Annotated in this window: 16 protein-coding genes; 8 read left to right on the top strand and 8 right to left on the bottom strand. The window is 67.2% G+C overall.

Annotation, left to right across the window (positions count from 1 at the left end):
• Positions 1-26: 26 nt before the first annotated feature.
• Positions 27-1,823, bottom strand: coding sequence for an ABC-F family ATP-binding cassette domain-containing protein (locus tag NL2_RS13000; RefSeq protein WP_068075929.1), 1,797 nt, complete (start codon positions 1,821-1,823; stop codon positions 27-29).
• Positions 1,824-1,949: 126 nt separating this feature from the next.
• On the opposite strand from NL2_RS13000, the gene NL2_RS12995 reads away from it, so the two are divergent.
• The 4 genes from NL2_RS12995 (at position 1,950) to NL2_RS12980 (ending at position 5,319) form a co-directional block, all read left to right on the top strand.
• On the top strand, positions 1,950-2,660 hold the full coding sequence (locus NL2_RS12995) for an SIMPL domain-containing protein (RefSeq protein ID WP_068075927.1): 711 nt from the start codon (positions 1,950-1,952) through the stop codon (positions 2,658-2,660).
• Positions 2,661-2,751: 91 nt separating this feature from the next.
• Complete coding sequence (locus NL2_RS12990) at positions 2,752-3,060, top strand: PepSY domain-containing protein (RefSeq protein ID WP_068075925.1); 309 nt, start codon at positions 2,752-2,754, stop codon at positions 3,058-3,060.
• 123 nt (positions 3,061-3,183) lie between these two features.
• Complete coding sequence (locus NL2_RS12985; protein WP_068075923.1) at positions 3,184-3,861, top strand: response regulator; 678 nt, start codon at positions 3,184-3,186, stop codon at positions 3,859-3,861.
• Between the two features lie 60 nt (positions 3,862-3,921).
• Positions 3,922-5,319, top strand: a complete 1,398-nt coding sequence (locus NL2_RS12980; protein WP_068075921.1) for a sensor histidine kinase — start codon at positions 3,922-3,924, stop codon at positions 5,317-5,319.
• 105 nt (positions 5,320-5,424) lie between these two features.
• Here the strand turns inward: NL2_RS12980 and NL2_RS12975 are convergent, their stop codons facing one another.
• Genes NL2_RS12975 through rph form a run of 4 tightly spaced genes read right to left on the bottom strand, consistent with a single transcriptional unit; the run spans position 5,425 to position 8,821 of the window.
• The gene (locus NL2_RS12975; RefSeq protein ID WP_068075918.1) at positions 5,425-6,321 is read right to left on the bottom strand and encodes a tyrosine recombinase XerC; all 897 of its coding nucleotides are present in this window, start codon (positions 6,319-6,321) and stop codon (positions 5,425-5,427) included.
• The gene (hemW, locus tag NL2_RS12970; protein WP_068075916.1) at positions 6,318-7,472 is read right to left on the bottom strand and encodes a radical SAM family heme chaperone HemW; all 1,155 of its coding nucleotides are present in this window, start codon (positions 7,470-7,472) and stop codon (positions 6,318-6,320) included. The genes NL2_RS12975 and hemW overlap by 4 nt, the downstream gene beginning before the upstream one ends.
• A gap of 9 nt (positions 7,473-7,481) precedes the next feature.
• On the bottom strand, positions 7,482-8,108 hold the full coding sequence (gene rdgB / locus NL2_RS12965) for an RdgB/HAM1 family non-canonical purine NTP pyrophosphatase (protein ID WP_068075914.1): 627 nt from the start codon (positions 8,106-8,108) through the stop codon (positions 7,482-7,484).
• Complete coding sequence (gene rph / locus NL2_RS12960; protein ID WP_068075912.1) at positions 8,105-8,821, bottom strand: ribonuclease PH; 717 nt, start codon at positions 8,819-8,821, stop codon at positions 8,105-8,107. The genes rdgB and rph overlap by 4 nt, the downstream gene beginning before the upstream one ends.
• A gap of 78 nt (positions 8,822-8,899) precedes the next feature.
• Between rph and hrcA the strand changes: the two genes are divergently transcribed.
• Both hrcA and grpE read left to right on the top strand, forming a co-directional pair.
• On the top strand, positions 8,900-9,964 hold the full coding sequence (hrcA, locus tag NL2_RS12955; RefSeq protein WP_068075909.1) for a heat-inducible transcriptional repressor HrcA: 1,065 nt from the start codon (positions 8,900-8,902) through the stop codon (positions 9,962-9,964).
• Entirely contained in the window at positions 9,961-10,530 is a 570-nt protein-coding gene (gene grpE / locus NL2_RS12950; protein WP_068075906.1) for a nucleotide exchange factor GrpE, read from the top strand. The genes hrcA and grpE overlap by 4 nt, the downstream gene beginning before the upstream one ends.
• A 4-nt stretch (positions 10,531-10,534) precedes the next feature.
• On the opposite strand, the gene NL2_RS12945 is transcribed toward grpE, so the two are convergent.
• A complete protein-coding gene (locus NL2_RS12945; protein ID WP_157083165.1) occupies positions 10,535-10,948 on the bottom strand; it encodes a hypothetical protein in 414 nt (137 codons plus the stop codon).
• 80 nt (positions 10,949-11,028) lie between these two features.
• A complete protein-coding gene (locus tag NL2_RS12940) occupies positions 11,029-11,613 on the bottom strand; it encodes a copper chaperone PCu(A)C (protein ID WP_245647680.1) in 585 nt (194 codons plus the stop codon).
• A 166-nt stretch (positions 11,614-11,779) separates the two neighbouring features.
• On the opposite strand from NL2_RS12940, the gene dnaK reads away from it, so the two are divergent.
• Both dnaK and dnaJ read left to right on the top strand, forming a co-directional pair.
• A complete protein-coding gene (gene dnaK / locus NL2_RS12935) occupies positions 11,780-13,696 on the top strand; it encodes a molecular chaperone DnaK (protein WP_068075903.1) in 1,917 nt (638 codons plus the stop codon).
• A gap of 80 nt (positions 13,697-13,776) precedes the next feature.
• Complete coding sequence (dnaJ, locus tag NL2_RS12930; protein ID WP_068075901.1) at positions 13,777-14,898, top strand: molecular chaperone DnaJ; 1,122 nt, start codon at positions 13,777-13,779, stop codon at positions 14,896-14,898.
• Positions 14,899-15,055: 157 nt separating this feature from the next.
• Here the strand turns inward: dnaJ and NL2_RS12925 are convergent, their stop codons facing one another.
• Positions 15,056-17,380 carry a patatin-like protein gene (locus tag NL2_RS12925; RefSeq protein ID WP_068075899.1) on the bottom strand — a complete coding sequence of 775 codons (2,325 nt, stop codon included), beginning with the start codon at positions 17,378-17,380 and terminating at the stop codon, positions 15,056-15,058.
• Between the last annotated feature and the right edge of the window lie 11 nt (positions 17,381-17,391).

Raw genomic sequence — 17,391 nt, 5'->3', positions numbered from 1 at the left:
GTGCGCAGCACTGACGGAGGGGCTGCTTACCCTTCGACCAGCTCCGCCAGCTCCAGCCAGCGCTCCTCGGCGGCGTGCTTGTCCGCCTGCGCCTTGGCGATCGCGGCCGTCAGCGCGGCAAACTTCGCCGGGTTCGCGACATACAGCGCCGGGTCGGCCAGCGCGGCCTCGTCGCGCGCAATCGCCGCTTCCAGTTCCTCGATCCGCGTCGGCAGGATCTCGTAGTCGCGCTGGTCCTTGTAGGTCAGCTTGGCCTTTTTCGCGGGCGGCGGGGGAGGCGGTGGCGGCGCGGCTTCGGTCCTGCTTTTGCCCACGGGCAGCACGCGACCCTTGCGCTGCTTTTCCCAGTCGGCATAGCCGCCCGCGACCACATCGACTTTGCCCGACCCATCGAGCCCGAGCGTGATCGTCACCGTGCGGTCAAGGAAATCACGGTCGTGGCTGACGATCAGCACGGTGCCGTCGTAGTCCGAGATCACTTCCTGCAGCAGGTCGAGCGTTTCGAGATCGAGATCGTTGGTCGGCTCGTCGAGCACCAGCAGGTTGGATTTGCGCGCGAACTCGCGCGCCAGCAGCAGGCGTGAGCGTTCGCCGCCCGACAGCGTGCCGACGCGCGCCTCGACCATGTTGGGATCGAACAGGAAGTCCTTCAGGTAGCCTTGGATGTGCTTGCGCACGCCTTGCACGTCGATCCAGTCGCCGCCTTCGGCGAGCACATCGCGCACGCGCTTTTCGGGCGACATCAGGCTGCGCTGCTGGTCGATGATCACCCCGTCGAGCGTCTTGGCCAGCGTGATCTTGCCCTCGTCGGGCGCAATCTCGCCGGTCAGCAACTTGAGCAGGGTGGTCTTGCCCGCACCGTTCGCGCCGACCACGCCGATGCGATCGCCGCGCGTGATGCGCAGCGAAAAGTCCTTGATGATCGTGCGCTGGGTGTCTCCGGCCCCGAACCGCTTGACCACTTTGTCTGCCACGATCACCGCGCGGGTCTTCACATCGTCGGTGCCCAGCGACAGCTTGGCGACACCGGTGGGGGTGAGCATCGCGGCGCGGGCGGCGCGCATTTCCCACAGCTTTTCGAGGCGGCCCTGGTTGCGCTTGCGCCGCGCGGTGACGCCGCGTTCCAGCCAGTGCGCCTCGATCTTGAGCTTGGCGTCCATCCGGTCGGCGTTGCGCGCCTCTTCGGCGAAGACCTGCTCCATCCACGCCTCGTAGCCGCCAAAGCCGACTTCCTTGCGCCGCATCGATCCGCGATCGAGCCACAGCGTCGCCTTGGTCAGCCGGGTGAGGAAGGTGCGGTCATGGCTGATCACCACGAACGCGCCGTTGTAGCGTTGCAGCCAGCTTTCCAGCCAGTCGATCGCGGCGAGATCAAGGTGGTTGGTCGGCTCATCGAGCAGCAACAGGTCGGGTTCGGATGCCAGCGCGCGGGCGAGCGCGGCGCGGCGCCGTTCACCACCGCTGGCGCTGGTCGCATTGCGTTCCAGATCGATGCCCAGCTGCCCGGCGATGGCTTCCACCGCGTGGCGTGGCGGGGCATCGGGGCCGGCCAGCGCGAAATCGATCAGCTTGTCATACCCGGTGAAGAACGGGTCCTGCTCCAGCGTGACGATGCGCGTGCCGGGCTGGACCGAGCGCGTGCCCTTGTCGGCATCGACCTGGCCCGCCAGCAGTTTGAGCAATGTGGTCTTGCCCGCGCCATTGCGCCCGATCAGCGCCAGCCGGTCCCGCGGGCCGACGTGGATGTCGAGGTCGCGGAACAGCCAGCCGTTCCCCTGGACAAGGCCAAGGCCTTCCCAGCTTAGTATCGGTGCTGCTGCCATATGGGGCGCGCTTAGCGGGGCATCGCCGCAAGGTCTAGTGCAGTGCGTGCGCGGGAACGGTCCGTTCAGCCGCGCGTCATGCCGTTGCGGCGATCCGTCGCCGCATCAACCGAAGGGGATCTTCACATGCTTCGTTCCAGCCTTGCCATCGCCGCGCTCGCCGGCCTCAGCACACCCGCGTTCGCCGCAGAGGTGCAGGTGGCCTCGCAAGGCCCGGTAGTCGAGATTTCGGCTACCGAGACTGTCCAGTCCGATCCCGATATCGCCACCATCGGCGCCGGCGTGACCACACGCGCGCCCACGGCTGTCGCGGCGATGCAGCAGAACGCCGCCGCTATGGACAAGGTCATCGCCCGTTTGCGCGCGCTGGGCATCCCGCGCGCCGACATCCAGACCAACGGCATCTCGCTCAACGCGCAATACCAGTACAACAACGGCGCGCCGCCCGCCTTCCTCGGCTATGACGCGGCCAACCAGGTCAGCGTGATCCTGCGCAACACCGCCAAGGTTGGCCAGACGCTCGACGCGCTGGTGGCGGCAGGCGCCAACGACATCAGCGGCCCCAGCTTCAGCATCGACGACGACAAGCCGGTCCGCGCCGTGGCACGCAAGGCCGCGTTCGAGCAGGCGCAGGCGCGCGCCAACGAATATGCCAAGCTGGCCGGGTTCAATGGGCTGCGGCTGCTGTCGATCGAGGAAGCCACCAGCGAACGCGGGCCGGTGCCGTTCATGCGCAACGCAGTGATGGCGCAGGCCAAGGCGCCGAGCACGCCGGTCGAACCGGGCCGCGTCGGTACGGCGGTGTCGGTGACCGTCAAATACGAACTGGTGAAATAGAACCGGCGTTGAAGCTGTAATACGCCTGAACGCTCGCCTGCGACAACATTCACACCTTGTTCAATCCGCAGGAACTAGGCATTCGGGCATCATGAAACGGCCCGCCATCCCCTTCGCCCCGCTCCTCGCGCTCTGCCTGGTTTCGGTTTCGGCCGTTTCGCAGGCAGAGCCGCGCCGTGACGAGCAAGGCCAGATTCGCCGCGAGATCGCCGCCGGCAACGTCCATTCGCTGCGCGACATCGAACGGCGCGTGCTGCCGACCAAGCCAGGGATGCAGTACCTGGGGCCGGAATACGATGCGACGGCGATGGCCTACCGGCTGAAATTCATCCGCGACGGGCGCGTGGTGTTCGTCGATGTCGATGCGCGCAGCGGCCAGATCATGGGTGAATCGCATTAGGGTGCGCCGTCGGCACCGGCGGTTGCTTGACCGGCTGGCCGCAAGCCACCATCTTGCAACCACAACCCAACCAACATTTACAACAGGGCCACGCCGTTCGCGTGGCCAGCAGGGGACAGCCGGATGCGCATCCTGATCGTCGAGGACGAACCAACCCTCGGCAAGCAGCTCAAGACCACGCTGGAACAGACCGGCTATGCGGTGGACTTGTCCACCGATGGCGAAGACGGCCATTTCCTGGGCAGCACCGAGGAATACGACGCCGTCATCCTCGACCTCGGCCTGCCCGAGATCGACGGGCTCACCGTGCTCGGCATGTGGCGCAAGGAAGGCCGCCAGTTTCCGGTGCTGGTGCTGACCGCGCGTGACAGCTGGTCCGACAAGGTCGCCGGCCTCGATGCCGGTGCCGACGATTACCTCGCCAAGCCGTTCCAGACCGAGGAGCTGATCGCCCGCCTGCGCGCGTTGATCCGCCGCGCTTCGGGCAATTCCTCGTCCGAACTGACCGCCGGCGACGTGCGGCTGGATACGCGTTCGGGCCGCGTCACGCTCGACGGCGAACCGGTCAAGCTGACCGCGCAGGAATACAAGCTGCTGTCCTACCTGCTCCACCACAAGGGCAAGGTGGTGAGCCGCACCGAGCTGATCGAACATATCTACGATCAGGATTTCGATCGCGATTCCAACACCATTGAAGTGTTCGTCACCCGCATCCGCAAGAAGCTGGGCGCCGACGTGATCACCACCATCCGCGGTCTGGGCTACAGCCTCGACGATCCGGCCGAGCCGGGGCGGGGCTGATCCCGGGCACCGCCATTCATGAGCCTGTCGCCCAAGGGGTGAGGGGCAACGAGGGTTGCCATGCCCGGCGAGGATGAATCCTTTGCAACCGTAGTGCCCGCGCGGCACACGGGATCGCTGTCGCGACGCATGCTGCTCATCGCGTTTGCGTGGGTTTCGGTGTTGCTGCTGGGCGGGGGGCTGGCGCTCGATCGCACGCTGACCGGCCTCGTCACGCGCAATTTCGACGATCAGCTGGGCTACATGCTCACCGCGATGGTCGCATCGGCCGAGATCGGCCCCGATGGCGAAGTGTTCTTCAACCGCCCTCTGGGCGACCAGCGCTTCCTGGAACCCAACAGCGGGTTGTACTGGCAGATCAGCGGCAAGGGGCATGACGATTTCCCCTCGCGCTCGCTGTGGGACCGCAGCCTCAAGATCGAACCCAGCCACTTCGACAGCCAGCCGCACGTCTACGACAGCAAGCAGTTCGAGGACGAGCCGCTGCGGATGATGGAACGGTCGGTCATCCTGCCCAGCAGCGCCACGCAATGGCGCTTCACCGTCGCCGCCAGCCGGGGTGAGCTCAACGGCCAGATCCGGCGGATCCGCTCGATCCTGATCTGGAGCTTCCTCGTGCTGGGGCTCGGGCTGTTCCTGATGGCGGCGCTGCAGACCTATTACGGCCTCGGCCCCCTGCGCCGCGTGCGCCGCGCGATTGCGGCGATGCGCGGCGGCGGGGCGAGCCGGGTGACCGAGCCGCTGCCGCTGGAAGTGCAGCCGCTGGTGCAGGAACTGAACGCGCTGCTCGAACACTCCGAACGGCAGGCGGAAGAAGCGCGCACCCATGCCGGCAATCTTGCCCACGCGCTCAAGACTCCGCTGACCGTGGTGATGAACGCGGCCACCGCGCAGGCGCCCGATCTGGCCGACACCGTGATCCGCGAGGCGGCGGTGATGCGGCGGCAGGTCGATCACCACCTCGCGCGCGCGCGCGCCGTGGGCCGCCGCGCGGTCGGCCTGTCGCGCGCCGCGATCTGGGACAGCGCCGAGGCGGTCGAGCGCGCTGTGACGCGGCTCTACCCGCACGTGCGGCTGGACATGGACGGCAATCGCCACGCGCTGGTGGCGATCGAGCGGCAGGACCTCGACGAAATCCTCGGCAACCTGATCGAGAATGCGGCCAAGTACGGCGGTGGCAGCGTGTTCGTCACGATCGACGCGCTGCCCAAGGATCCCACCGCCTGCGAGATCTGGGTCGAGGACGACGGCTGCGGCATTCCCGAGGACGCGCGCGAGAAGATTTTCGCGCGGGGCGCAAGGCTCGATACCGGCAAGCCGGGCACCGGGCTGGGGCTGGCGATCGTGCGCGACGTGGCCGAAATCTATGGCGGATCGATCGAACTGGGCGAAAGCGAGGATCTGGGCGGGCTGCTGTCCAGACTGCGCCTGCCGCGCGCGGCACCAGCGGTGAAGTGACGATGTTCACGTCGTCCCGGGCTTGACCCGGGATCGCAGGCGGACACGCGCTTGTTCGCCAACGGTCCCGGATCAAGTCGGGGACGACGTCAGTCGGAACGGGCTCTACCGCTCGCGCGGATGGGCGTTGCGGTAAACATCGAGCAGCGTCGCCGCATCGACCTTGGTATAGATCTGCGTGGAACTCAGGCTGGCGTGGCCGAGCAGTTCCTGCAGGCTCCGCAAATCCGCACCCGCGCCCAGCAAATGCGTGGCGAAGCTGTGGCGCAGCGCGTGCGGCGTGGCGGTGGCGGGCAGGCCCAGCACGATCCGCGCGCGCGCGACCGCCTTCTGCACCATGCCCTGCGCCAGCGGGCCGCCCTTGGCCCCCCGAAACACCGGCTGGTCGCGCACGACCGGCCACGGCGACTTGGCGAGATAATCCGCCACCGCCTCGCGCACGATCGGCAGGATCGGCACCACCCGCTGGCGGCCGCCCTTGCCGGTGATCGTCATCACCTCGCCCAGCGGCAGCATCGCGCCGGTCAGCGACAGCGCCTCGGCAATACGCAGCCCCGCGCCATACAGCAGCAGCAGCACCGCCCGGTCGCGCGCCGCGATCCATTCCTCGGCGGCATCGTCGGCCACCGCTTCGGCAAGATTGACCACTTCGTCGGGCGTGATCGGGCGGGGCAGGCCCTTCTTGATGCGCGGTCCACGCAGCCGGGGCTGCGGTGCCTGCGCGAGCCCGGCCTGCGTCCCGGCAAACGCGATGAACGCTTTCAGCGCCGAAAGCTCGCGCGCCGCCGAGACATTGCCGATCCCGTCGGCGCGGCGCTGGGCCAGCAGGTTGCGCAACGTCGCCGCGTCGAGCGTCGCGATCGCGGTCCAGTCAGGATCGCCGGGCAGGGTGGACAGCAACCGCGCCGCCGTCGCCCCGTAGGCGCGCACGGTGTGCGGGGAACGGCGGCGGGCGAGCGCAAGGTGATCGTGCCAGGCTTCGAGCAGATCGGCGCGGCTCATGAAGACGTGACGAGCGCAGCCGGCACGAGTTCGGCCAGCAGCGCGTCGAGCAGCGGCATGCCGGCCTCGGTGACGGTCAGGTGTCGGTCCGTGTCGGTCAGGAAGCCCAGATCGGCGTAAAATTTGCGCTTGTCGGGCCGGATCAGATCGGCGGCGGTGAGGCCGAAGCGGTGGGCCAGCGCCTCGGGATCGAGCCCCTCGGCAAGTCGCAGGCCCATCAGGACCGCCTCTGCCGCCTGCTCCTTGTCGCCCAGCGCGCGCTGCGTGGCGATGCCGTGGCCTGCCTCTGCAACCGCGCGCAGAAAGTTCTCGGGCTTCTTGTGCCGCTCGGTCGCCACACCGCCACGCCGCCCATGCGCGCCGGGGCCGATGCCGACATAATCGCCGTAACGCCAATAGGTCAGGTTATGGCGGCTTTCCTCGCCCGGTCGGGCGTGGTTGCTGATTTCATAGGCCGGAATGCCCGCCGCCGCCGTGATCTCGCGGGTCAGCGCGAACAGGTCGCCCGCCGGATCGTCGGGCAGCGGCTCGAACGCGTGTTCGCGCACCATGGTGGCGAACTTCGTGCCCGCCTCGATCGTCAACTGGTATAGCGAAACGTGCCCGGTGCCGAGCGCAAGGGCCTGGTATAATTCGGTTTCCCATTGCTCCGGCGTCTGCCCGGGCCGGGCATAGATCAGGTCGAAGCTCACCCGCGCGAAGTGGCGCTGCGCCACGTCGAGCGCGGCCAGCCCTTCGCGCGCATCGTGCAGCCGACCGAGGAACTTGAGCGTCGCATCGTCGAGTGCCTGCAGGCCCAGCGACACGCGATTGATGCCCGCGCCCGCCAGCGCGGCGAAATTCGCAGCCTCGACCGACGAGGGATTGGCCTCCAGCGTGATCTCGATGTCGGGCGCGAACTGCCAGTGGCGCGCGGCCTGATCGATCAGCGCGGCAACCAGCGCCGGCGGCATCAGCGAGGGCGTGCCGCCGCCGAAGAAGATCGAGGTCAGCTCGCGGTTTCCGGTGGCCTTGGCCTCATGCGCCATGTCGGCGAACAGCGCCGCCCGCCAATCGGGCACATCGACGCTGGCGCGGACATGGCTGTTGAAGTCGCAGTACGGGCATTTCGCCAGGCAGAACGGCCAGTGGATGTAGAGTGCAAGGCCCATTGCGCGGATTTACCCGCCGAACTGCTCGGCGACCAGCTTGGCGAACGCATCGGCGCGGTGGCTGATCGCGTGCTTTTCGGCCGGGTCGAGTTCGGCGAACGTGCGCGTATCGCCCGCCGGCACGAACACCGGATCGTAGCCGAAGCCCAGCGTCCCGCGCGGTGGCCAGGTCAGGCTGCCGTCGGCGCGGCCTTCATAGACCGCCTGTTCGCCATCGGGCCAGGCGATCGCCAGCACGCAGGCGAACCAGCAGTCGCGCGGGGTGGCGGGGGCAAGTTCGACCAGCTTGCCCTCGACTTTGCCCATCGCCATGTACCAGTCGCGCTTCGGCCCGCCTTCGAACACATCGGCCTCGGCCCAGTCGGCGGTGTAGACGCCGGGCGCTCCGCCCAACGCGGTCACGCACAGCCCGCTGTCATCAGCCAGCGCGGGCAGTTGCGCCGCTTCCGCCGCCGCGCGCGCCTTGATCAGCGCGTTGGCGACGAATGTGGTCCCGGTCTCGGCAGGTTCGGGCAGGCCGAGCGATCCGGCGGAGATGCAGTTCACGCCATATGGGGCAAGCAGCGCCTGGATTTCGCGCAGCTTGCCCGCGTTGTGCGTGGCGATGACCAGCGTATCTGCGCCCAAATGCCTCATCCGCGAACCGCGCGTTCCTGCGCCTCGAAGATCATGCCGGTGCCCATCCGCGCCAGGCGCAGCAGGCGCAGCAGGCCTTCCTCGTCATACGTCGCGCCTTCGGCCGTGGCCTGGACTTCGGCGATCTTGCCGCCTTCGATCAGCACGAAATTGGCATCGGCATCGGCGCCCGAATCCTCGATATAGTCGAGATCGAGCACCGGCACGCCGCCGACGATCCCGCACGAGATCGCCGCGACTTTCTCGGTCAGCGGATCCTGCGTGATCGCGCCCGAATCGAGCAGCTTCTGCACGGCCAGCCGTAGCGCGACCCACGCGCCCGAAATCGCCGCGGTGCGCGTGCCGCCGTCGGCCTGGATCACATCGCAATCGAGCGTGATCTGGCGTTCGCCCAGCTTCTTCATGTCGGTCACCGCGCGCAACGAACGCCCGATCAGCCGCTGGATTTCCTGCGTGCGGCCCGATTGCTTGCCCTTGGCCGCTTCGCGCGACCCGCGCGTATGCGTGGCGCGGGGCAGCATCGAGTATTCGGCTGTCACCCAGCCTTCGCCCTTGCCGCGCATCCACGGCGGGATGCGGTCTTCGACGCTGGCGGTGACCAGCACCTTGGTATCGCCGAACCCGATCAGGCACGAGCCCTCGGCGTGTTTGGTGAAGTTGGTCTCGATCGAAATGCTGCGCATTTCGTCTGGCGCACGGCCGGAAGGTCGCATGTGTATTCCCTTTGGTGGTTTGAGCCCGCGTTAGGCGCAATGTCCTTGAGGCCGCAAGAGCAGGCTCTACAAGGGGGCATGTCTGCACCGCCCGTCTCAGAACTTTCCAATCGCGCGCGGGACATCTTCCGGCTGGTGGTGGAAGGCTTCATCGCCAACGGGTTGCCGGTGGGATCGAAGACGCTGGCGGGCACCGGCGGGGTCAACCTGTCGTCGGCGTCGATCCGTTCGGTGCTGCAGGAATTGCAGGACGCCGGGTTGCTGGCCGCGCCGCATACCAGCGCCGGGCGGCTGCCAACCGACGTCGGGCTGCGATTGTTCGTCGACGGGATCATGCAAGTGGCCGAACCCACGGCGGCCGAGCGTCTCCAGATCGAGCGCGGGCTGGTCAAGGGCGGATCGATCGAGGCAGCGTTCGCGGCGGCCAGCGCGGCTTTGTCCGAACTGTCCGCCGGCGCCGGGGTGGTGATGGTGCCGCGTGCCGAACCACGCCTCGCGCAGCTGACGTTCGTGCCGCTGGGCCAGTCGCGCGCGCTGGCGGTGCTGGTGGGCGAGGACGGCGGAATCGAGAACCGGGTGATCGACTTGCCGCCCGGCGTCACGTCCTCGGCGCTGGAGGAGGCGGGCAACTATCTCAGCAGCCGGCTGGCGGGCCGCACGCTGGTCGATGCGGTGGCGCTGGTGCGGCGCGAGATTTCTGGCGGGCGCACCGCGCTCGACAACGCGAGCCGCGATCTGGTCGAACGCGGGCTGGCGGTGTGGAGCAAGGACGCGGCGCAGCGGCCGGTGCTGGTGGTGCGCGGGCAGGCCAACCTGCTCGACGAATCGGCGCTGGGCGACATCGAGCGCGTGCGCCAGCTGCTCGATGAACTGGAAAACGCCGAAGCCATCGCCGGGGTGCTCGACGCCGCGCGCGAGGCCGAGGCGACGCGCATCTTCATCGGCAGCGAGAACCGGCTGTTCTCGCTTTCGGGCTCATCCGTGATCGCCTCGCCATGGCGCGACGGGGAGGGAAAAGTGGTCGGCGTGGTCGGCGTGATCGGGCCGACGCGGTTGAATTATGCGCGAGTCGTCCCCATGGTGGACTTTACCGCTCAGAGCCTGAGCAAACTCATCGGACAGGATGGATTTTCCCGCAAATGACCAATGACGATACGCGCCAGCACGATCAGGACGTGGCAGCAGAACTCAAGGGCGTTCCCGAAGACATGATCGATACGCCCGCAGACGACGCGGAAGCGGGCGAGCTTGCCCAGCTGCGCGAACAGCTGGAAACCGCCAGGCAGGACGTGCTGTATGCCAAGGCGGAGACGCAGAACCTGCGCCGCCGCATGGAAAAGGACATCGCCGACACGCGCGCCTACGCCGCCACCGGCTTTGCCCGCGACATCCTGTCGGTGTCCGACAACCTGACGCGCGCGCTCCAGTCGATCCCCGCCGAACTGCGCGAGGACGAGAAGCTCAAGAACCTGATCGCCGGGATCGACGCGACCGGGCGCGAGATCGACAAGGTGTTCGCCGGACACGGCATCACCCGCATCGCCGCGATGGGCCTGTCGCTCGATCCGCACCAGCACCAGGCAATGCTCGAAGTGCCGTCGGCCGATGTCGCGCCGGGCACGATCGTGCAGGAACTGCAGGCGGGCTACATGATCAAGGACCGGCTGCTGCGCCCGGCGATGGTCGCGGTGGCCAAGAAACCCGACTGACCTTTCAGGTTCCGAACGGCAGGATCGACTCCAGCGCGGCGCGCCCCGGACTGCCCGGTACGGGAACGCCGTGCCGGGCCAGGTGCACATGCCGCACGATTTCGGCCTGCTGTTCAATGCCGTAGCGGGCCAGCGGCCAGCCCGGCCGGATGCTGTAGTCGTAGCGGCACAGCGGATGGCGCATCAGCACCAGATACCACTTACCGCGCTGCTGGGCCTGCCATACGTGCGTCATCTCGTGCAGGAAGAACGCCTGCAGCGCCACCGGGGCCAGCGCAAAGTCGTCGCAATAGACGGCCGACGCGGGGTGGAAATGCAGGTGCCCCATCGGCGCCATGGTGACGCGCGCAGGCTGCAGCGGAAAGAACCGCCTGCGCTTGATCCGCACGGCATCGCACCGGATCGCGTCGTGGAACATGCCGCGCACCAGCCCGCGCTCGCCTGCCGTCAACGGCCGATCGCCGCCCACCGGGCAGGCAGCCGATGCCGCGTCGCCGATCACATGTGGTCCATCGCCATGCCACTTGCCGACATGCCACTTGCCGACATGCCGCCCGCGCCCGTGCCGAAATCCGCAGTTTCGACCTTGGCCTTGATCGTGGCTTTGTCGCCGTCATCGAGCGTGATGGTCAGCTCGGCCTCGGTGCCGGGCTTCAGCGTGGGCGCGATATCGAACAGCATCACGTGATAACCGCCCGGAGCAAAGGCTATCGACTTGCCCGCGCCCAGCGGCACGTCGCTGACCGGGTCCATGCTCGACACGCGATTGACGGTCTTGCTCTGGTGCATTTCGGTGCGGCCCACGCCATCGATGTGGACGCCCACCAGCTTGCGCGGTGCGCCGTTGCCCTGGCTTATGGTGAAATAGGCGACACCGGGCCGTCCGCCCACCAGCGGCAGCTTCACCACCGCCCCGGTCAGCGCGATGCCGGGGGCGTTGCTGGGCGTTTCATCGATGCCCTGGCTGGCAGGAGCGGACGGTGCATCGGGCGCTTTCTTGCCGCACGAGGCCAGCGCCATCGCCAGCGGCAGCACCGCGACAAGACCCAGCCTTGCCATGCCGCCGCGACCCAATCCCACCATCGATCATTCTCCTGTCCGGTTTCGGGCATGCGGTAGGACGCGCAAGGGCTTGTGCCAAGCCAAAGCGCACCTATATCGCCCCCCATCAGAGCCGCGGACCGGCGCTCGCCCGCATCAGGGGGGCAGCGGCAAGGCGGTGTCTCAATCGGAAGGATATGGGGAAACCATGGCTAAAGTTATCGGTATCGACCTTGGCACCACCAACAGCTGCGTGGCCGTCATGGACGGGGGCAAGCCCAAGGTCATCGAAAATTCGGAAGGCGCGCGCACCACGCCTTCGATCGTCGCCTTCACCAAGGACGGCGAACGCCTGATCGGACAGCCGGCCAAGCGCCAGGCCGTAACCAACGGCGACAACACCATTTTCGCGGTCAAGCGCCTGATCGGCCGCCGCTTCGACGATCCGGTGACCAAGAAGGACACCGAGCTGGTTCCTTACACCATCGCCAAGGGCAAGAACGGCGACGCGTGGGTCAAGGCGGGCGGCGAGGATTATTCGCCCAGCCAGATCAGCGCCTTCATCCTGCAGAAGATGAAGGAAACCGCGGAATCCTATCTCGGCGAAACCGTGACGCAGGCCGTCATCACCGTGCCCGCCTACTTCAACGACGCGCAGCGCCAGGCGACCAAGGACGCCGGCCTGATCGCCGGCCTCGAAGTGCTGCGCATCATTAACGAGCCGACCGCAGCAGCGCTGGCCTATGGCCTCGACAAGCAGGACGGCAAGACCATCGCGGTCTACGATCTGGGCGGCGGCACGTTCGACGTCTCGATCCTCGAGATCGGCGACGGCGTGTTCGAGGTGAAGTCGACCAACGGCGACACCTTCCTGGGCGGTGAAGACTTCGACTCCAAGCTGGTCGAATACCTCGCGGACCAGTTCAAGAAGAAGGAGAACATGGATCTCCGCACCGACAAGCTGGCCCTCCAGCGGCTGAAGGAAGCCGCTGAAAAGGCCAAGATCGAGCTGTCGAGCGCGCAGACCACCGAGATCAACCTGCCGTTCATCACCGCGCGCATGGAAGGCGGCGCGACCACGCCGCTGCACCTGGTCGAGACGATCACCCGTTCGGATCTGGAACGCATGGTCGCCGACCTGATCAAGCGTACGATGGAACCGTGCAAGAAGGCGCTCGCCGATGCCGGCCTTACCGCCGCGCAGATCGACGAAGTCGTGCTCGTGGGCGGCATGACCCGCATGCCCAAGGTGCGCGACGCGGTGAAGGAGTTCTTCGGCAAGGACCCGCACACCGGCGTGAACCCGGACGAAGTCGTGGCCATGGGCGCCGCGATCCAGGCCGGCGTGCTGCAGGGCGATGTCAAGGACGTGCTGCTGCTCGACGTGACCCCGCTGTCGCTGGGCATCGAGACGCTGGGCGGCATCATGACCAAGATGATCGACCGCAACACCACGATCCCGACCAAGAAGAGCCAGGTCTATTCGACCGCCGAAGACAACCAGCAAGCCGTCACCATCCGCGTGTTCCAGGGCGAGCGCGAGATGGCGGGCGACAACAAGCTGCTCGGCCAGTTCGACCTCGTTGGCATCCCGTCGGCGCGGCGCGGGGTGCCGCAGATCGAAGTGACGTTCGACATCGACGCCAATGGCATCGTCAACGTCTCGGCCAAGGACAAGGGCACGGGCAAGGAACAGCAGATCCGCATCCAGGCCTCGGGCGGGCTCTCCGACGCCGACATCGACCAGATGGTGCGCGACGCGGAGAAGTTCGCCGAAGAGGACAAGGAACGGCGTGCCGCGGCCGAGGCGAAGAACAACGCCGACAGCCTGGTCCACGCCACCGAGCGCCAGCTTGAAGAAAACGGCGACAAGGTCGATGCCGCGCTCAAGTCCGAAATCGAGGCGGCGATCGCCGAGGCCAAGACCGCCATCGAAAGCGGCGATGCCGCGCAGATGACGGCCAAGACCGAAGCGCTGACCCAGGTCGCGATGAAGATGGGCCAGGCGATCTACGAGAAGGAGCAGGCTGCGGCCGCTTCGCCTGCTGGCGAGGCACCGGAGAATGCGGCGGGCGAAGACGTGGTCGATGCCGAATTCTCGGAAGTCGACGACGCCAAGCCCTGATCGCAGGGTCGATGATGGATTGAACCGTTTCCGCCACTCGCGCCAAGGCGTGGGTGGCGGGTGACGTTTGGGACGGGGCGATGGCGACCGAAACCGATTTCTACGAACTGCTCGAAGTGGAGCGGACCGCCGACGACAAGACGATCAAGTCGTCGTACCGGCGGCTGGCGATGCGTTTCCACCCGGACAAGAATCCGGGCTGCGCCGATTCCGAAGCGAAGTTCAAGTCGATCAGCACGGCTTACGCCTGCCTGAGCGACCCGCAGAAGCGCGCCGCGTATGACCGCTATGGCCACGCCGCGTTCGACGGCAGCGGTGGCGGCGGTGGCGGCCAGGCCGATTTCGGCGATCTGGGCGATATCTTCGAGACGATCTTCGGCGGCGCGTTTGGCGGTGGCGGCGGTCGGGGCCAGCCCCGGCGCGGTGCGGACTTGCGCTACGACATGGAAATCACCCTCGAGGATGCGTTCCACGGCAAGTCGGCCGAGATCGTGGTCGAGGTTTCGCAAGGCTGCGAACCGTGCAGCGGATCGGGCGCAACGCCCGGCACGGCGGCGCGGCGCTGCAACTTGTGCGGCGGGCGCGGCAAAGTGCGCGCGCAGCAGGGCTTCTTCATGGTCGAGCGGCCATGCCCCAGCTGCCACGGTCGCGGCGAAGTGATCGAAAGCCCGTGCCGGGCCTGCGGCGGCGAAGGCCGCGTCGATGCCGAGCAGAAGCTGTCGGTCGACATTCCGGCAGGCGTCGATTCGGGCACGCGCATCCGCTTGACCGGCAAGGGCGAGGCGGGGCCGATGGGCGCGCCTCCGGGCGATCTGTACATCTTCCTGCACGTATCGCGCCACCACGTGTTCGAACGCGACGGCACGACGCTGCTCACCCGCGCGCCGATCAGCTTCACCAAGGCGGCGCTGGGCGGCGAGATCGAGATCCCCGGCCTCGACGGCGAAGTCCACGCGATCCCGATCCCGGCGGGCATCCAGACCGGCAAGCAGTTGCGCAAGCGCGGCGCGGGGATGCCGGTGCTGCAGGGACGCGGGCAGGGCGACATGGTGGTGGAAATCCAGGTCGAAACCCCGATCAAGCTCAGCGCGCGCCAGAAGGACATTCTGCGCGAATTCCAGTCGACCGAAACCGGCGAGGAATGCCCCAATTCCAAAGGCTTTTTCGAGCGGATCAAGGAAGCCTGGAACGACCTGACCTGATGGGTTCGCGTTTTTGCGGCGGTCCGCAATTCCGCTCATGGTGATGGGAGACTGAGTTTGTCGAAGGCTCGTCTCGAACCACCCGTCCTTCGAGACGCCGTTTCGACAGGCTCAACGGCTCCTCAGGATGAGCGATTGTGCTCGGCCCCAACAGACGTCAGACATCGGCGGCACCCACCCCCATCGCCGCGTGCACTTCGGCCACGACGCTGTCGATCAGCCCCGGCTCGGCCATCAGCCGGCCGCGTTCTTCCTCCAGTACGGCGAGGAATGCGTCGCGCTTGAAGGTGCGGATCACCTGGCGCGCGAGCGGCGTTTCCACCGTGGAGGCGATCAGGTCGATCACCCGTTCGGCACCATGCAGGCGGCCCCAAAGGTAGTCGTTCTCGCGATAGGCGCGGCTGAAGAACGCGCCGAAGTTGAAGAATTCGACCCCGCGCAGGCAGGCCAGCGTTCCGCCCGTACGGATCGAGAGCGCGTCGTCAGGGCTGATCCGATCGACCTTCACCGGATCGAATTCGTTCAGACCCTCACCCTGCAGCAATGGCAGCGTCGCCACGTCGTAAAACGGAAAACCGAGGTAGGCGTAAAGCACGCGCCGCCGCAGCGGCCGGTCCATGCCATCGAGCGCGGCGACCAGCATCGCATCGACGTTGAGGTCGATACCCGTCAGGTCGCGCCGTGCGGCCAGCGAGGTCAGCACCGCGCCGGGATCGCGCACCGCCAGCGTCGCGGTCTCTGAAAACCCTGGCCCCAAGCCTTCGATCGCCTCGCGTCCCTGATACAGCGACAGCGCGCGATAGACCGCGTCGCGCGCTTCCTCGCGCATTTCGGCAGTGGTTTCGGTCATCCCCTCCCAGTCGTACGTCAGGCGGCGGGCGAGCAATTTAAGCCGGCGGATGCGGAAGCCGATGTCGTGCTGGCGGAAGAACGCGATGGCTTCGGCGGTGGCTCCGCCGCGCAGCGAGACCAGGTGATCGAGCCCGGTGCTGGGCAGGAATCCCCAGATCGCCGCCTCGACGTCCTGCTGGCTGGCCGCCTCGGGCGCGGCATCGTGGATGGTGTGGGCCAGCTCGGCGACGATCCCCGCCAGCTTGACCTGGGCATAGCCGTGGAACGCGAAACCGGACTGTTCCGCCGCCGCCTGCTGCGCCTTGTTGCGCCACCCGGTCAGCCGCCGCTGGTTCGGCCGATCGAAGAAGAACGTGTAGCCGAACAGCTTTTCGACCGCGTCCTCGATTTCGGGCTGCAGCGCCTCGACGATGGTGCGCAGGCGCTTGCGTTCCAGCGATTGCGCCTCGAGTGCCTCAAGGTTGTCGCGGATCGGCTGTTCGCGCGGGATCGAAGACAGCGAGCCGAAGATGGCGGAGAAGAAGCCGACCGAGCTGCCCGACTTCTCGCCGATGCGCGCCTGGTCGGGGCGGGGGTCGATATAGACAAAGCGCCGGTCGACCTCGCGCTGCGACGGACGATCGCGCAGCACGTCGATCGCGCCTGCGAACGGCGCGTTGACCAGCACCGATCCGTCGATCAGCGCGGCGCCTTCGATGTCGCCGCTTTTCCAGCGTTGCGGCATGATGCGGGCGAGGAACCCGTCGCGCCCCGGCCAGGCGATGCGGCGCTCGGCCACCAGCGTGTCGATCTCGGCGACCAGCAGCGGCGGAAACGCCCCGGGGAAACTCGCGGTGGAGCGGGCGGCCAGCACCAGTTCGGGCACGGCGGCCAGATCGCGATCGGGGCCGGTGGTGGCGACCCTGCGGAAGCCGATCGACAGCCGGTGCTCGCTTTCCTCGACCACCGGCGGGCTGTGGAGCCGCAGCTGTTCGGGGTGGCCGTTGAAATCGGTGGCCGTAACCAGCAGGTCGAGCGGGTGGCCGTTGGGGAGCAGCGGCGCGCCGTCGGTCTGCGCGGCCATCGCCTCAAGCGCCTGCGCGATCAGCCGCGAAAAGCCGATGCCGCTGAACGGCGGCGCGAACCAGCGTGCGCGGATCAGCCGCGAAACCTTGCGCCGCACTTCGGCCCGCGTTCCGTGCGCGACGGTGCTGGACACCACGTTGCCCGGCTTTTTCAGCACGAACCACACCAGCGGTTGCGCCCAGAATTTGGCGAAACGGCTCCACGGCTGCGCATCGGGATCGAGCAGCACATCGACGTCGGCCTTTTCGAGCCACAGCTGCGTCAGCGGCTCCAGGCTTTGTCCGCTGGCGATGGCTTGGGCGAGGAACACCCCGTTGATCCCGCCCGCGCTGGCCCCGGCGATGATGTCGGGCAGCAGCCGCAGCTTGACGTCGCGCGTGGCCGCAATGGTATCGAGCAGACTGCGATAGACGCCTTCGACGCCCGGCGGAGGCGGATCACGGCGGTGCAAACCGCGGCTGGCCCGCGTGGCATACCACAGTTCCTTGGTCACACCGTGCATGTACACGGCCAGGCTGATGCCGCCGTAACAGATGAGCGCGATGCGCAGTTCTTTCTGCCGCATGGTGGCAGAAT

Source organism: Novosphingobium lentum NBRC 107847, from assembly GCF_001590965.1.
Taxonomy (GTDB): Bacteria; Pseudomonadota; Alphaproteobacteria; order Sphingomonadales; family Sphingomonadaceae; genus Novosphingobium; species Novosphingobium lentum.
Note: the sequence above shows the minus strand (reverse complement) of the source record. Positions and strands in the feature narration are given on the sequence as shown.

What these genes read in the sequence shown, in the direction of transcription:
- NL2_RS13000 (WP_068075929.1), bottom strand. Translation starts at nt 1,823, where the DNA reads ATGGCAGCAGCACCGATACTAAGCTGGGAAGGCCTTGGCCTTGTCCAG.
- NL2_RS12995 (WP_068075927.1), top strand. Translation starts at nt 1,950, where the DNA reads ATGCTTCGTTCCAGCCTTGCCATCGCCGCGCTCGCCGGCCTCAGCACA.
- NL2_RS12990 (WP_068075925.1), top strand. Translation starts at nt 2,752, where the DNA reads ATGAAACGGCCCGCCATCCCCTTCGCCCCGCTCCTCGCGCTCTGCCTG.
- NL2_RS12985 (WP_068075923.1), top strand. Translation starts at nt 3,184, where the DNA reads ATGCGCATCCTGATCGTCGAGGACGAACCAACCCTCGGCAAGCAGCTC.
- NL2_RS12980 (WP_068075921.1), top strand. Translation starts at nt 3,922, where the DNA reads ATGCCCGGCGAGGATGAATCCTTTGCAACCGTAGTGCCCGCGCGGCAC.
- NL2_RS12975 (WP_068075918.1), bottom strand. Translation starts at nt 6,321, where the DNA reads ATGAGCCGCGCCGATCTGCTCGAAGCCTGGCACGATCACCTTGCGCTC.
- hemW (WP_068075916.1), bottom strand. Translation starts at nt 7,472, where the DNA reads ATGGGCCTTGCACTCTACATCCACTGGCCGTTCTGCCTGGCGAAATGC.
- rdgB (WP_068075914.1), bottom strand. Translation starts at nt 8,108, where the DNA reads ATGAGGCATTTGGGCGCAGATACGCTGGTCATCGCCACGCACAACGCG.
- rph (WP_068075912.1), bottom strand. Translation starts at nt 8,821, where the DNA reads ATGCGACCTTCCGGCCGTGCGCCAGACGAAATGCGCAGCATTTCGATC.
- hrcA (WP_068075909.1), top strand. Translation starts at nt 8,900, where the DNA reads ATGTCTGCACCGCCCGTCTCAGAACTTTCCAATCGCGCGCGGGACATC.
- grpE (WP_068075906.1), top strand. Translation starts at nt 9,961, where the DNA reads ATGACCAATGACGATACGCGCCAGCACGATCAGGACGTGGCAGCAGAA.
- NL2_RS12945 (WP_157083165.1), bottom strand. Translation starts at nt 10,948, where the DNA reads ATGTTCCACGACGCGATCCGGTGCGATGCCGTGCGGATCAAGCGCAGG.
- NL2_RS12940 (WP_245647680.1), bottom strand. Translation starts at nt 11,613, where the DNA reads ATGGTGGGATTGGGTCGCGGCGGCATGGCAAGGCTGGGTCTTGTCGCG.
- dnaK (WP_068075903.1), top strand. Translation starts at nt 11,780, where the DNA reads ATGGCTAAAGTTATCGGTATCGACCTTGGCACCACCAACAGCTGCGTG.
- dnaJ (WP_068075901.1), top strand. Translation starts at nt 13,777, where the DNA reads ATGGCGACCGAAACCGATTTCTACGAACTGCTCGAAGTGGAGCGGACC.
- NL2_RS12925 (WP_068075899.1), bottom strand. Translation starts at nt 17,380, where the DNA reads ATGCGGCAGAAAGAACTGCGCATCGCGCTCATCTGTTACGGCGGCATC.